Genomic DNA, 14,641 nt, shown 5'->3' on the forward strand with positions numbered 1-14,641 from the left:
GCGGGGACCGCCGACGAAGCGGTCCCCGCGCCTGCCGTCCGCCTCGGCCGGCCAAGAGCGAGTACGCGTGTTCGGCTCCGGTGAAGTGACACGACAGGGTCGTTCAGTGAAGATCCGACTGGACGTCGGTCAGTCGATGCCTTCGACGATGCGGAAGTCGCGCTCGACGCCGTCGGAGAGGGCGACCAGCGCCTCCTGGTAGGCCGCACTCTCGTGCGCCGCGACGGCCTGCTCGAAGCTGTCGAACTCGATCAGGACGGTGCGCTCGGCGATTCCGGCGCCGTGCGCCACGACCCGTTCGCCGCGGACGAGGACCCGACCGCCCCCGGCCTTGACGGCCGGACCGGCCAGCTTGTTGTAGGCAGCCAGCTTCTCAGGGTCCGAAATGGTGCGGTAGGCGCTGACCCAGTAGCCCTTGGGCATGGAACCTCCAGTGTGGGATGAGTGCATCTTGTTTACGGGTCGGTCTCGGACGAGCGGCGGCGGGCGAGGGCGAGGCTTGTCAGCGTCGTGATCGCCATGGCGCCGATGCCGACCAGCGCCGCGGTGGTGTAGGCGCTGTCGTCGGGAAAGAGGTGGCCGGGTCCGGTGCCCGCGGCGAGGATCAGGCCGCCGACGGCGCTGCCCAGGGAGTACCCGACGCTGCGGACGACGTAGTTGAAGCTCATGGCGCTCGACGTCTCGCTCTTGGGGGTGACGGCCAGGATGACGCCGGGCATCGCGGCCGAGAAGCCGCCGACGCCGAAGCCGAGCACGCCCATCGCCGCGAACAGTTCAGCCAGGTCCGACCGGGCCGCCGCGAACAGGGCGAACCCGCCGCCGACCACGACGGCGCTGCCGGCCAGGAGCAGGGGGTCGGCGATCCGCGTCCGGACCCGTGGCGTGAGCTTGCCGGCGACGAACCCCAGCACCGAGAACGGGATGAGGACCAGCCCGGCGACGAAGGTCGTCAGCCCGAAGCCGTAGCCGGCGCCGTGCGGCGTCTGCGCGTACCGGGTGATGAGCGTGAGCAGGAGGTACATGCCGATCCCGCCGACGAACATGGCGAGGTTCGCCCCGGCGACCGCCGGGCGCCGCACCGCCCGCACATCGACCAGGGGCGTCGTGCTGCGCAGCTCGATGACGGCCCAGACGCAGAGCAGCGTCACCGCGAGGACGGCGAGGGCCGCCGCCACGGCGAGGTGCCGGCTCCACAGACTCCGTTCGCCGGCGAGGAACAGCACCAGGACCAGCGCAGCGGCCAGGACGACCGCGCCTGCCACGTCCACGTGGGCGGAGCGGCCTTCGGGGGCTTCGGGCATGGAGCGCCACGCTGTCAGGAGGGCGGCGGCGGTGACGACCAGGCCGAGGCCGTAGGCGGCCCGCACCCCGCCGAGCTCTGCGAGCAGTGCGGCCAGCGGGTAGCCGACGCCGGCCCCGATGATCGAGACCACCGAGATCAGGGCGATCACGGCCGCGCTGCGCTCCTCGGGGAGGTGGTCCCGGGCCACGCCCATCATCAGCGCCGTCAGCCCGAGCCCGGTGCCCTGGGCCGCCCTGCCGGCCAGCAGCCACGCGAACGGCAGCGGCAGCACGGTGAGCGCGCTGCCGGCGACGACGACCGCCAGCGTGGCGAGGATCGTGGCCCGCCGGCGCGGGCCGGCTCCGAGCCGGCCCAGGACCGGCGTGGCGACGGCGCCGCTGAGCAGCGCGACGGTCAGCGTCCACTGCGCGCTGCCGAGCGAGACGTGGAACGAGGTCGCCACGCTGGTGATGAGCGGCGTCCCGAGGCTGGCGACCGCCGCCACGACGAGAGCGATGAACATCAGGGCGGGGACCAGCAGCCGCTCCTCGGAACGCGCCACCGGGAGCACCTTCCCCGCGACCCCTTCGACCGGCCGGCCGGTCACTGCTTCGGCCCTTCGCGGTCCTGGCTTTCGAGCTCTGCCAGATGCGTCAGCGCCGGAAGGGCCGCCACCAGCGCCTCGACCTCGTCGCCGGTGAGCTCGCCGATCAACCGTTCGAACGCGTGGACGCCGGCCTGGCGTCGCGTCCGGACATAGGCGGCGCCGGCCTCGGTCAGGCACACCAGCGTGACCCGCTTGTCGGACGCGTCGCCCCGCCGCTCGACCAGGCCCGACTCCTCCATCACCCGGACCAGGGCGGTCATCGCGGGCTGGGTGACGCCCTCGACCGCGGCCAGATCGGTGATACGCCGCGGGCCGGTCCGGTCCAGCGTGGCCAGGGTGGCGGCGGACGTCAGGCTCATGTCCCGGGGCAGACGTCTCGCGGCCCTGGTGGCCAGGCCGTAGAGGGCTGCCCCGATGGCGGCGGACGCGCCGGGAGCGGCGCCTTGACGACTCATGCGCGAAGCATAACATTTTTATATTCATAGTTTATGGAAACGGCCGACGTAGGTGGTTGGGAAACATCCAGGCGACGTATCGAGCCGCGAACGCCACGCTGATCGACTGCCAGTCGTCGATCCCGCTCCCGCAGGCACGGGGTGGCGGCCTGGTCGCCTCGGTGGACGACATGCGGTTCGTCGTGCCCGTGCCATCGGTCTGCGCGCGGCCGAACCCGAACTACGTCGGGCACCGGGGCGGCGCCACCTGGCTGAACACGCGCGGACGGATTCGGCGTCCGCAACGAGGACGTCTCCCGTCTCTCCCCGTTCGTGCGGCACCACATCATCATGCCCGGCCGCTACTCCTTCCAGCTGCCGGAGCTGCCCGGCGGAATGCGGCCTCCACGCGACCCGGATGCCACCGAGGAGCAGTGACGGGCCTCTTAGCCGTCTCCCACTCCATCTCCGTCAGTACTGGTCAGTGGCCTGGAGCGGGTACAGCGTCCCCTCATGAGAGACAGCTGTGCCTACCCGCTCCGTCCGGCGGCAGGCCCGGCGGGCTTTCGTGCCCCGAATGCGCGCTCAGCTGACCGCAGCGCCGAACCACCGGGGAAGCCGGCCGAGCAGCTCCTGCTGATCGTCACCGACCCACGCTACGTGGCCGTCCGGCCGCAGCAGCACCGCGGGCGCGTCCAGTTCCTCGCTGACGTCGGCGACGTGGTCGACTCGATCTGCCCAGCCCGTCACCGAGAGCCGGCCGGTCCGGTCGAGCAGCAGCCCGCGGCCGCCGTGCATCAGCTCGTACAGGCGACCCCGCTTCAGCCCCACGTCCCGCAGCCGTCGGCCGAGCAGTTCATGCCCCTCGCCGAAGTCGTAGCGGACCCCGATCGCAGTGATCTTCTCCATCAGGTACCGGTTCACCTCCTCGAAGTCCATCAGTTCCGACACCAGCCGGCGCACTGCTCGGGGACCCGGCTCGACGGACATCAGTTCCATCTGTGCGCGGGTGCTGTCCAGCACATCGGCGGCCACCGGGCGCCGTTCGGTGTGGTAGCTGTCCAGCAGTCCCTCCGGCGCCCAGCCGTTGACTTCGGCGGCCAGCTTCCAGCCCAGGTTGAACGCGTCCTGGATGCCGAGGTTGAGCCCCTGCCCGCCGGTCGGCGGGTGGATGTGCGCCGCGTCGCCGGCCAGCAGCACCCGGCCGGTCCGGTAGCGCTCGGCCAGCCGGGTGGCGTCGCCGAAGCGGGAGAGCCAGCGCGGTGAGTGCACGCCGAAGTCGGTGCCGGCGAGCTTCCGCACCTGCCGCTTCAGCTCGTCCAGGGTCGGCGGGACCGTGCGGTCCTCGGCCACCCCTTCGGCGGGTGCGACGAGGCGGTACACCCCGTCCCCGAGGGGCATGGCTCCGAACCGCTTGTGGGTCTTGCGGACTTCGGCCATCACGGCGTTCAGCGTGTCCGGCGACACGGTCACCTCCACCTCGCCCAGCAGCGTCTCGACCCTGGAGGGCTCGCCGGGGAAGCCGACGCCGAGCAGCTTGCGCACCGTGCTGCGGCCGCCGTCACAACCCACGAGGTAGCGCGAGCGCAGCCGCGTTCCGTCGGCAAGCTCGGCGGTCACCCCGTGTTCGTCCTGGCTCAGCCCGACGAGTTCGCAGCCGCGCCGGATCTCGACGCCGAGTTCGGTGGCGCGCTCGGCAAGCAGGCGATCGGTGGTGGGCTGCGGGATGCCGAGCGTGTACGGATGTGCGGTGTCCAGCCGGTCCGGCGCCGGCTTGTTGATGGCCGCGAAGAAACCACCGACCGGGTACCTCGTGCCGAGCGCGAGGAACCGCTCCAGCAGACCGCGCTGGTCCATCACCTCGACGCTGCGCGCGTGCAGGCCGAGCGAGCGCACGATCCTGGTCGGCTCCGCGTCCTTCTCCAGCACGAGCACGTGCACGCCGTGCAGCCGCAACTCGCTGGCCAGCATCAAGCCGGTCGGTCCGCCGCCGGCAACGATCACTTCAGTCATGAAACCCCCCATTCAACAAAGTTGCATTGCGGTTGGCCCACCGCGCAGTTGGCGGCGCGCGCACCCGGACCTCCGCGCCGCGTGCCCGCACCCGCACCCGCACCCGCACCGCGAGTCCCACCGGCGGTTTCACGTCCCGCAGAACCCACAGTCGACAAAGGCGCACGTACTTCGCGAATCCCTGATTGTCCCAAGTCCTGGCCTCGGCCGACGATTCTGCGCCATGCCCCGGGCCTTGCCGCAAGGCCCCGCCTTCGCTATAACTTGAAAGCGGCAAGGAGTAGACAACCTCCTTGCCTTTGCTATGTGCCGTCCGCTGCGGACGGACAAGACCTCCCGCATCGGGGTCTGCGAGGCGCGGCAGGCAGCCGAGGCGTGGTCGCCGCAGGCGGCGATCCTCGCCCAGACCCCACCGCGTGCGAGGGTCGGCGTACCGGCTGACTGGGCGGATCAGCGCCGAGCGTCGCCTGGTGCGAGCAGGCTGGTGACTTCTGCGATCGCCTCGGCCGAGGGCTTGACGTAGCGGCGGAGGTTCTCCGGCTTCCTGTGCCGGGGCTTGGCCATGAGCATCAGCAGAGAGGCGCCCTGTTCACCGAGGTGGGTCAGGGCGGAGTGGCGGACAGTCAGCGCCTTCCCGGTCGGCAGCTCTACGACGGTGGACACCGCTTCCCCCCGTGCCGCAGACAGCAGGGCCGACGTCGGCTTCGCGCACGATCTGACATGGATGTTCCTCAACCCCCGCGTAGGCGACCCTCCCGGCGATGGAAGTCCACGGCCGCCAGGCGGCGACCGTGGACACGGGCGCTCTCCGCTGCGCGCAAGGAGGGGCGCACGCAGAACCCGACCGCGTTCGAGCACGGCGAGGAGCGCATCCGGCGCCCGCGCCCGATCCCCTCGCTCGCTTGCATCATGGAAACCGATCTGTTTTTCTAGATGGAAACAGATCGGTTTCTTGCCGACGGCCGGTTCATGACCAGCGATTAAGGGGAAACGTGAGTACCACCTTCGACCGCGGGGCGCCCGCCTCCGGGACATCAGATTCGGGCCGCCGTGGCTCACATGCCGTGCGCTGGTGGGTGCTTGTCGTGCTGGGCACGGCGCAGCTCATGGTCACGCTCGATGCGACCGTGGTGAACATCGCGCTTCCCGCGGCGCAGCACGACCTCGGTTTCAGCGACGGCAGCCGGCAGTGGGTCATCACGGGTTACGCCCTGGCGTTCGGCAGCCTGCTGCTGCTCGGCGGCCGGCTCGGCGACCTGTTCGGCCGGCGTACCGCCTTCGTGACCGGCCTGATCGGTTTCGCGGGCGCATCGGTCCTCGGCGGCGCGGCCACCAGCTTCGACATTCTCGTCACGGCACGGGTGGCCCAGGGTCTCTTCGCCGCGCTGCTCGCGCCCGCGGCGCTCTCGCTGCTCAGCGTGACGTTCACCGACCCGAGGGAGAGGCCGAAGGCGTTCGGCATCTTCAGCGCGCTGGCCGGTGCGGGCGGCGCGATCGGGCTGCTGCTCGGCGGCATGCTCACCGAATGGGCGTCGTGGCGCTGGGTGATGTACGTGAACGTCGTCTTCGCGGCCGTAGCGCTGGTCGGCGCGGTGCTGCTGCTGGCCAAGCCCGCGGTCGCCGAGCGGCCGAGGCTCGACATCCCCGGCACTCTCGTGGTGAGTGCCGCGCTGTTCGCCGTCGTCTACGGGTTCGCGCACGTCGAATCCACCAGCTGGACCGACCCGGTCAGTCTCGGCTCGATGATCGTCGGCGTGGTGCTGCTCGCGGTGTTCGTACGGCTGGAGGCCCGGGTCGCGCATCCGCTGCTGCCGCTGCGACTCGTGCTGGACCGGACCCGCGGGGGGTCGTTCCTGGCGGTGTTCGTCATCGGCATGGGGATGTTCTCGATCTTCCTGTTCCTGACCTACTACCTGGAGGCGAGCCTCGGCTACTCGCCGATCAAGACCGGTCTGGCGTTCCTGCCGATGGTCGCGGGCATCGTCGCCGCGTCGACCACGGCGCCCGCGCTGCTGCTGCCCAGGGTCGGCCCGAAGGTCGTGATCAGCGCCGGCTTCCTGGTCGCCGCATCAGGCATGGCACTGCTGACCCGGCTCGAGCTGGACAGCACCTACGTCGCCCACATCATGCCCGGGCTGGTCCTGCTGGGTCTCGGCCTCGGCGGCGTGATGGCCACCGCGTTCCAGGGCGCGACCGCGGGCATACATCACGAGGACTCAGGCGTCGCCTCGGCGCTGATCAACACCGGTCAGCAGGTAGGCGGTTCGATCAGCACGGCTTTGCTGACCACCGTCGCGTCGTCGGCCGCGACCGACTACCTGTCCTCGCACAGGCCCGGCGCGCTGACCGCTGCCCAGGCCGGGGTCGAGAGCTACACGGCCACCCTGGCGTGGGGCGCAGGGTTCTTCGTGGTCGGCGCCGTCCTTTCGGCGCTCCTGATACCGAATGCGCAGCTGTCGCCGTCGGAGGGCGAGCCCGTGATCGCCCACTGAACCCGCATCCGCCGTGACGGGAAACGTCCTGTGCCGGCGGGCGCCCCCAAGGCACGGATCAGCGCAGGACGAAAGGGCAAGGGGCATCTGCGATGCGGCGCCCGTCGATGCGGCTGAATATGCGGGGCCGATGGGCACGTCGGCCCCCAGGGGGCCCGCCGAGTGCGCACACGACAGAGACAGGCGAGCTGTGCCGGGCGCGCCGAACACGGCAAGGAGTTCACATGCCCGCACCGCATGGCGGCGTCGAAGAGGAATCCGACAACCGGCAACCGCCATAAACCGATCGGTTTCCAATCGGCCGGAATCGAGTTAACCTCGCATTATGACCACCGAAGCGAAGTCAAGCCCCCGAGAGCGGCTGCTGGAGGCAGCGGCCACGCTCACCTACCGAGACGGCGTCGGCATCGGCGTCGACGCGCTGTGCAAGGCGGCGGGGGTGTCCAAGCGCTCCATGTACCAGCTGTTCGAGAGCAAGGACGAACTGCTGGCGGCGAGCCTGGAGGAACGCGCCTCCGCCTACGTGGCGACGCTCCTTCCCGCGACGGACGACAGCCGTTCACCCCGCGAGCGGATCATGCACGTCTTCGAGCAGCTGGAATCGCAGGCGGGCGCATCCGATTTCCAGGGCTGCCGGTACCTCGCCGTGCAGATCGAGCTCAAGGACCAGACCCACCCCGCGAGCCAGGTCGCCCATCAGATCAAAGGGAACCTGACGGGCTTCTTCCGCGCCGAGGCCGAGCAGGGCGGGGCGAGCGATCCGGACCTGCTGGCCCGGCAGCTGATCCTTGTCTTCGACGGCGCCAGCGCTCGCGCGGGAATCAGAGCCGACACGCCCTCAGGGCTTGTCGCTCCCACCGTGACCACCCTGCTCGACGCGGCGGACATGCGCTGACGTGTCGCGCGCAGGAGCGCTCGCCGCGAACCGCACGCCCGCCGAGAACGCCGCAGCCCTTCGGCGACGCCCGGCCGGTGCACGTGCCTCCGAACCTCGCCCGGCCGGCCTCCACCGGGACCAGGATCTCGCCGGACCGGCGAAAGGACGACCACACCGGTGCGGATCAAGGGCCGGCTGATCACCCTGGTCCGCCGGCCCGGCGAGATTCTGGGCGTGTGGAAGATCGTCCTGGGCGGTCCGGGCCGATGTCCCGCCGGAGACGGACGGCACCGTCTTTCAGCCGCGACTCGAGTCGGTTCGGTTCGGCTCGGTTCGGTTCACCCCTTCGTCGGGTGCAGATGGCGGCTGAGATAGCGCGCGGTGACACTGTGCGGATCATGTGCGAGGTCGTCGGGTGTGCCCGTGGCGACGATGGTGCCGCCGGCGGTGCCGCCTCCGGGGCCCATGTCGACGACGTGGTCGGCGTTGGCGATCATGTCCAGGTCGTGTTCGATGACGATGACTGTGGCGCCGTTGTCGGCCAGCCGCTGGAGGACGGCCAGAAGGGTGCGGATGTCGAGCGGGTGGAGGCCGACGCTGGGTTCGTCCAGGACGAAGAGGGTGTCGGACTGGTTCCGGGTCAGCTCGGTGGCGAGCTTCAGCCGCTGCGCTTCGCCGCCGGAGAGAGCCGGGGTGTCTTCGCCGAGGGTGAGGTACCCGAGTCCGAGGTCGATGAGGGCTTGGAGCCGGGTCCTGACACGGCGGATGTCTCCGACCTGCTCGATGGCCTGCCTGACGGTGAGGGCGAGCAGCTCGGGCAGGGACACCCCGTCGTCCGGGTTTCCGGGGATCGGGCGGAGGACGTCGGCGGCCGCGGGGGCGTACCGGGCGCCGTCGCATGCGGGGCAGGCGATGTCGACGTCCGGCAGGAACTGGACGTCGAGGGAGACCTGGCCGGTGCCTTCGCAGCGGGGGCAGCGCAGGGAGCCGGTGTTGTAGGAGAAGTCCGCGGCGGTGAGCCCTCGTTGCTCGGCCGCATCGGTGGCGGCGTAGGCGCGGCGCAGGTCGTCGAGGATGCCGCTGTAGGTGGCGACGGTGGAGCGGACGTTGACGCCGATGGGGGTGGCGTCGACCGTGTTCACCCGGGTGATCGCCGGCGCGTCCACCGCGGCCACGTGGTCAGGCAGCGCTCTGCCCGCGGCTTCCGCCTGGAGCGCGGGGATCAGGCTTTCGAGGATCAGCGTGGTCTTGCCCGATCCGGAGACGCCGGTCACGGCGGTCAGGCGGCCCCGGGGAATGTCGACGTCCAGGGCGTGCACAGTGTGCAGGGGCCGGGTGGAGAGATGGATACGGCCGTGGTCGAACATCTGGTCGCGCCCGGCTCGTCGGCGGACGAGGACCGGTTCGCGGCCGGTGAGGAATCCGCCGATCAGGGAGTCGGGGTCCTTGCCCAGAGCGGTGACGTCGCCGGTGGCCAGGACGGTGCCGCCTTCGGCGCCGGAGCCGGGGCCGATCTCGATGAGCCAGTCGGCTTCCCGCAGCACTTGGACGTCGTGGTCGACGAGGACCACGGAGTTGCCGTCGCGGAGCAGGTCGCGCATGACGCCGAGCAGACCGTCCACGTTCGAGGGGTGCAGTCCGATGGAGGGTTCGTCGAGGACGTAGAGCACGCCGGTGGTCTGGTTGCGTACGGCGCGGGCCAGTTGGACGCGTTGCCGCTCGCCGGTCGACAGGGTGGAGCTCGCCCGGTCCAGGGAGAGGTAGCCGAGGCCGAGTTCGACCAGGCGGCGGGCGGTCTCCAGCAGGGTGGCGACGATGTTCCGCGCCATCGGACCCATCTCGGACGGCAGGGCGTCCGCGAGACCGGGAGCCCAGGCGATGAGTCCGTCGAGCGTCTTCGAGGTGGCCTCGGCGAGGTCGACGCCGTCGACGAGGGTGGCTCGGGCCTGCTCGCTGAGCCGGGTCCCGTTGCAGGCCGGACACACCTGGGCGCTGATGAACCTGTTCACACGGTTCAGCCCGCGTTCGGTGGTGGCCTTGTTCAGGGCCTCCTCGACGGCCCGGCGGGCGTTGCGGTAGGTGAAGTCCAGCTCGAAGAACTTGCCGTTCTTGGACCGCACGCTGATGTGCCGCTGCTCCGCGGGGCCGTGCATGACGATGTCCCGCTCGTGTTCGGTCAGTTGCGCGTACGGCACGTCGGTGCGCACCCCGAGTTCGGCGACGACCTGCGGCATCACCGTCAGCCCGAACATGGACCAGGGAGCCACCGCCCCCTCGGCGACGGTGCGTTGCGGATCGGGGACGAGAGCCGCTTCGTCGACCTCCCGGACCGTGCCGGTACCGGTGCACCGCGGGCATGCGCCGTCGGAGTTGAAGGCCAGCGACTCCGCGCCCGGCGGGTAGAAGGTCACCTCGCACACAGGACAGGTCAGGTCCAGTCCGGCGGCCACGTCGATCGTCGGGTCCTGCCGGTGGCCGTTGGGGCACAGGTGTGACCCCAGTCGGGAGAACAGCAGACGCAGCACGTTGAGCAGCTCTGTCGACGTGCCGAAAGTGCTGCGCACCCCGGGCACCCCGGGCCGCTGCCGCAAGGCGAGGGCCGCGGGCACGTGCTCGACGCTGTCCACCGACGCACGCGGCGCCTGCGCCATGCGACGGCGGGTGTACGTGGACAGTGCCTCGATGTAGCGCCGTGAGCCCTCCGCGTACAGCACGCCCATCGCCAGGGACGACTTCCCGGAGCCGGACACCCCTGCCACCGCGACGAGCCGGCGCAGCGGCACCGTCACGTCGACGTTCTTCAGGTTGTGGACCTTCGCCCCGTGCACCTGAACGGCCAACGGCGGATCCGACGCGTCCGTGCCTCGTACGCCGGGGACCCCGGCCCACCGGTCTCCGCCGCTCACCTCGTCGTGCGCCATCGCTTCTCCCTTCCGGGCGTCTCGTCCGAGGGTCGTCGGCCGCCGAGAAGGACGAGTGCTCGCAGCGTCCACCGAATCAGCATACATAGAATATGCTTCCGTAGAATTTACTTCCTTGGAAGTGAAGCGCCTCGAGTGAAGCGCCCTGAGGGATGGGCGCCGGCCTGGCGCCGGACGGCATCCTCGGCGAGGATGCCGCCTGCCGGGTTCTTATCCTCACCACCGGCATCAGCCGCCTCGACACAACCGATGAGGGCATGTGACGCTGCCGCAATTCCCGGCCTTCGACGTGATGACGGCGACCTGCCCGTCCCGCACCTCGCTCGCCCGCATCGCCAACAAGTGGACCGCCATGGTGGTCATCGCGCTCAGCGCCGGCCCCCTGCGCTTCGGCGACCTGCGCACCAGCGTCGACGGCATCAGCGCCAAGGTCCTCACCGACACGCTCCGGGACCTGGAACGCGACGGGCTCGTCACCCGGCACGTGTACGGCGAGGTCCCGCCCCGGGTCGAATACGAGCTGACCGAGCTGGGGCGCACCCTGTACACCCCGCTTCGGGCCATCGCCCTCTGGGCAGAGGAACACTTCACCGAGGTACTCGCCGCACGCGACAGCTACGACGCCCGCCAGTGACGTGACCGCTCGCCGGAGGCGACGATCCGGCGAGCGTCGTGCCGGCGGACCCTACGGTGCGGCGCCCTGAACTCGCCGCCGCCCCGCGGTGTCCGCCGTCGTGGGCTGCACGACGATCACCGCGGTACAGGGCGGCTCTCGCCCGAAGGGCACGGGCGGCTCACTCCCCCCAGAAAGCGTCCTCGGCCACCTGGTCGCCGGAGAACAGCCACATCTCGACGATCTTGCCGTCCTTCAGGCGCAGGACGTCCACGCCGTCCATGCTCATGGACGCGCCCTCGCGCCGCCCGGCGAAGTGGATGGAGGCGGCCACCATGTCACCGTTGCCCATGAGGGCGTGGATCGCGTCGATGGCGAAGGAGCCCTGGCTGGCCTCCATCATCCCGCCGAGCATCGCGAAGACGGCGTCGCGCCCCTTGCGCTCACCGGAGAACTGGTTGCCGCCCGGCTGATGCCAGACGATCCCCTCGTCCAGGAGCTCGCCCACCTTGGCCAGGTCGCCCTTCTGGACGGCCTGGAAGTACTCACGCGCGATGTCGACGTTCTTGCTGGTCATGACAAAACTCCTTACGCCTCCGACGTAGAGGCGGTGCGACTACCGTTACGAGCTGGATGCGAACCGCGACGTGCGCGATGCGGGATGGGTCAACGACGCGCGGTCAGGTTTCGCCAGACATGCCAGTGGGGCGTCGCCCCACGGTTCACCCTTGGCCTGCCGGCCCGCCGACAGGAGTCGGGCCCTGCGGTGCACGCGCCCTCGATGCACCGGCCTTCTCCTTCTGCGAGCTCTCCTGCTGCATCTCCATACTCACCATCGGCATCCGGTCACCTCAACGTAACCAATGGGATGACGTGACGCACGTCACACAATGTGCGGGTGTCGCCCGGGAGCCGCGGGGTCCGCAGAGCCCCCGCCGGCAGGATTCCCGCGGGGGACACGTCATGGCCACCGTCCGTGACGACGACCCTGACGCCACTCGCTCCCGACCGCCCACGAGTGCGTTCGCAGGTGCGTTCACAAGGGCACTCGTCGTCCCAGTCACCCGATCTATTTCCCTTTTCACACCCTGCGCCCCGGCGACAGGAATCTGAGTCATGGGTGTTTCATCAGCTCAGATCACGGGTTTTCCGTCGATCCACTAGACAGACGCCGCGCCGCAGCTTCTTAATAGATCCGATGTTGCTGAGCCCGTGCGACGACAGCCCGGTCGCCGATCTCGGGCCGTCACCGTCGTCTTGACACCCGCCAGGCCGGCAGGTTCCGGCGGAGCGCCGTTTCGCGGTCGCTTCGACAGTCCGTGGGCGCCCCGGCATCCAGGTCGTCGACAGCCACCTGGAACGTCGCCGCCTCGAAGCAATCCCCCATCGATCACAGGAGTGGGCCATGCCCTCGTCAAGAATGTCCCGCCGTACGTTTCTCGGCGCAGCGGGTGCGGTGAGCGCCGCGACGGCCCTGCCGATCGTCCCCGGTTTCTCCGGCCTTCTGCCGCAGGCGTTCGCCGCGGACACACAGAGCAACCTCAGCAAGATGGTCGACATGCGGTTCGGCATGTTCAACCACTTCAGTCTGGGCACCTTCACCAACCAGGAGTGGGCCGAACCCAACCAGAGCCCCGCCCTCTTCGCTCCGCCCAGTGTCAACTGCGCGCAGTGGGCCGATGCGGCGGCCGCCGCGAAGATGAGCTACGGCTTCCTGACCACCAGGCACCACGACGGGTTCGCCCTGTGGCCGAGCGCCCACGGCACCCAGAACGTCGCGAACAGCTCCTACAAGCACGACGTCGTCCAGGCGTACTGCGACGCCTTCCGCGCGAAGGGGCTGAAGGTCGGGCTCTACTACTCGATCTGGGACCGCACCTTCGGCGTCGAGGCGTGGGAGAGCCGGCACAAGGTGACCGGGCTGCAGATCACCGATGCCATCCAGCCCAGCCACATGGCTTTCGTGCTCGGTCAGATCCGCGAATTGCTCACCGATTACGGCACCATCGACATGCTCATGACCGACGGCTACGCATGGCAGATGGGCCAGCAGGCCGTCTCCTACCAGCAGATCCGTTCACTGGTCAAAGAGCTTCAGCCGGACTGCGTCATGATCGACCTCGGTGGACTGTCGGAGCCCTTCCTCGGCGACGCGATCTTCTTCGAGGAGCCGCTGGGGGTCACGGCGCCGACGGGCAACACCTACGCCGGCATGCAGGGGCAGACCATCAGCAACGGCTGGTTCTGGCACCCCTCCACTCCGACCGAGGGCCTGATGAGCAAGTCCGCGATCCTGTCGCACCTGGCCGACCTGGAACCGAAGTACACCTCGTTCATCCTCAACTGCCCGCCCAACCGCAACGGCCTGTTGGACGCGAACGTCGTCAGCCGGCTCGCCGAGGTCGGCGCGGCGTGGAGCCCGAACACCTCCCGGCCGCCGCTGCCCGCCCAGCCACTGCGCGCAGAGCACCCCGTCACCCCCGTCAACGCGTACGCCACCGGCTTCCACACCGGCGAGGGGCCGCTCAACGCCATCGACGGACTCAGCGACGTCCGCTACGAGACCTGCTGGTCGACCTGGGGGCTGCCGGCGCCGCTGCCGCAGTCCATCACCATCGACCTCGGCGGCGTGTGGAGCAACGTCTCCACCCTGGAGTACCTGCCCAAGCAGTGGAACCGCAGCGACTCCACCGACGGCGACATCACTTCGTACACCATCCTGACCAGCACCGACGGCGTCGCCTTCACCCAGGTCGCCACCGGCGCCTGGGTCGGCGACAAGACGGCGAAACTGGTCGAGTGGCCCGACCGGAACGTGGGCTTCGTACGGATCCAGGTCAACGCGGCCACCGGCGGCTACGCCAACGTCAGCGGTGTGAGGATCGGCGGCCGGTCGGTCGAGCCTGCACTGGTGTCCACCACACTGCCCGGCGACGGCACCGTCTACCGGCTGGTCAACCGAAACAGCGGCCAGGTGGCCGACGTCGTGGACCGGCGCACCAGCGACGGCACCAAGATCCAACAGTGGCCCTGGCTCGGCCAGACGAACCAGAAGTGGACCTTCATCAAGACCGGCGACGGCTACTACAAGATCAAGGGTGTGGGCAGCGGCAGGCTCCTGGAGATCGCGGGGCTCTCCCGTGCGGACGGCGGCGCCGCCGGCATCTGGGGGGACGCCGCCGCCCCCCAGCAGCACTGGGCCGTCACACCCACCGGCGACGGAAATTACGTCCTCATCAACCGCTACAGCGGGCTCTCGCTCGCCGTGGACGAGGCCAGCACCGCCAACGCGGCCGCCGTCGAGCAGCAGCCCTACGCGGGCCGCAGCGAGCAGCAGTGGCGGATCGTCGCCGTCTGATCCCGCCCTCCGCCGCCTCCCCCCGCCGCGGGGGGGGGGGGGGG

The 14,641-nt window shown here is 69.9% G+C and carries 10 protein-coding genes and 2 pseudogenes; 5 read left to right on the forward strand and 7 right to left on the reverse strand.

The genetic code is table 11. The annotated features are described in order from the left end of the window. Positions 1-129: 129 nt before the first annotated feature. The 3 genes from ACN6LD_RS40245 to ACN6LD_RS40255 are packed head-to-tail and all read right to left on the reverse strand — an operon-like array spanning position 130 to position 2,248. Positions 130-423 carry a DUF1330 domain-containing protein gene (locus ACN6LD_RS40245; protein WP_319189933.1) on the reverse strand — a complete coding sequence of 98 codons (294 nt, stop codon included), beginning with the start codon at positions 421-423 and terminating at the stop codon, positions 130-132. A 32-nt stretch (positions 424-455) separates the two neighbouring features. Continuing rightward, positions 456-1,889 carry an MFS transporter gene (locus tag ACN6LD_RS40250; protein ID WP_445045743.1) on the reverse strand — a complete coding sequence of 478 codons (1,434 nt, stop codon included), beginning with the start codon at positions 1,887-1,889 and terminating at the stop codon, positions 456-458. Continuing rightward, positions 1,886-2,248, reverse strand: coding sequence for a MarR family winged helix-turn-helix transcriptional regulator (locus ACN6LD_RS40255; RefSeq protein WP_319189951.1), 363 nt, complete (start codon positions 2,246-2,248; stop codon positions 1,886-1,888). The genes ACN6LD_RS40250 and ACN6LD_RS40255 overlap by 4 nt, the downstream gene beginning before the upstream one ends. 167 nt (positions 2,249-2,415) lie before the next feature. On the opposite strand from ACN6LD_RS40255, the pseudogene ACN6LD_RS40260 reads away from it, so the two are divergent. Beyond that, a pseudogene (locus tag ACN6LD_RS40260) lies at positions 2,416-2,601 on the forward strand (Tn3 family transposase); the annotation flags it as partial. A 307-nt stretch (positions 2,602-2,908) separates the two neighbouring features. On the opposite strand, the gene rox reads toward ACN6LD_RS40260, so the two are convergent. Together rox and ACN6LD_RS40270 are read right to left on the reverse strand one after the other, a co-directional pair. After that, positions 2,909-4,336: a rifampin monooxygenase gene (rox, locus tag ACN6LD_RS40265; protein ID WP_445045744.1), complete on the reverse strand. Its 1,428-nt coding sequence runs from the start codon at positions 4,334-4,336 to the stop codon at positions 2,909-2,911. Between the two features lie 450 nt (positions 4,337-4,786). Then, positions 4,787-4,954 (reverse strand): annotated as a pseudogene (locus ACN6LD_RS40270) (site-specific integrase); the annotation flags it as partial. A gap of 374 nt (positions 4,955-5,328) precedes the next feature. Here ACN6LD_RS40270 and ACN6LD_RS40275 point away from each other — a divergent pair. After that, positions 5,329-6,828: an MFS transporter gene (locus tag ACN6LD_RS40275; protein ID WP_319189927.1), complete on the forward strand. Its 1,500-nt coding sequence runs from the start codon at positions 5,329-5,331 to the stop codon at positions 6,826-6,828. Between the two features lie 325 nt (positions 6,829-7,153). Continuing rightward, positions 7,154-7,723, forward strand: coding sequence for a TetR/AcrR family transcriptional regulator (locus ACN6LD_RS40280; RefSeq protein WP_445045745.1), 570 nt, complete (start codon positions 7,154-7,156; stop codon positions 7,721-7,723). A 320-nt stretch (positions 7,724-8,043) separates the two neighbouring features. On the opposite strand, the gene ACN6LD_RS40285 is transcribed toward ACN6LD_RS40280, so the two are convergent. Then, positions 8,044-10,626, reverse strand: a complete 2,583-nt coding sequence (locus ACN6LD_RS40285) for an excinuclease ABC subunit UvrA (protein ID WP_445045746.1) — start codon at positions 10,624-10,626, stop codon at positions 8,044-8,046. A 265-nt stretch (positions 10,627-10,891) separates the two neighbouring features. On the opposite strand from ACN6LD_RS40285, the gene ACN6LD_RS40290 reads away from it, so the two are divergent. Continuing rightward, positions 10,892-11,260, forward strand: a complete 369-nt coding sequence (locus tag ACN6LD_RS40290; protein ID WP_445045748.1) for a winged helix-turn-helix transcriptional regulator — start codon at positions 10,892-10,894, stop codon at positions 11,258-11,260. 160 nt (positions 11,261-11,420) lie between these two features. Here ACN6LD_RS40290 and ACN6LD_RS40295 read toward each other — a convergent pair whose 3' ends face one another. Then, positions 11,421-11,816 (reverse strand): nuclear transport factor 2 family protein, encoded by a 396-nt coding sequence (locus ACN6LD_RS40295; RefSeq protein ID WP_319189922.1) that lies wholly within the window; start codon positions 11,814-11,816, stop codon positions 11,421-11,423. A gap of 828 nt (positions 11,817-12,644) precedes the next feature. On the opposite strand from ACN6LD_RS40295, the gene ACN6LD_RS40300 reads away from it, so the two are divergent. Next, positions 12,645-14,597, forward strand: coding sequence for an RICIN domain-containing protein (locus ACN6LD_RS40300; RefSeq protein ID WP_445045747.1), 1,953 nt, complete (start codon positions 12,645-12,647; stop codon positions 14,595-14,597). Positions 14,598-14,641: the final 44 nt, after the last annotated feature.

This window comes from Streptomyces sp. SAS_272, from assembly GCF_052543235.1.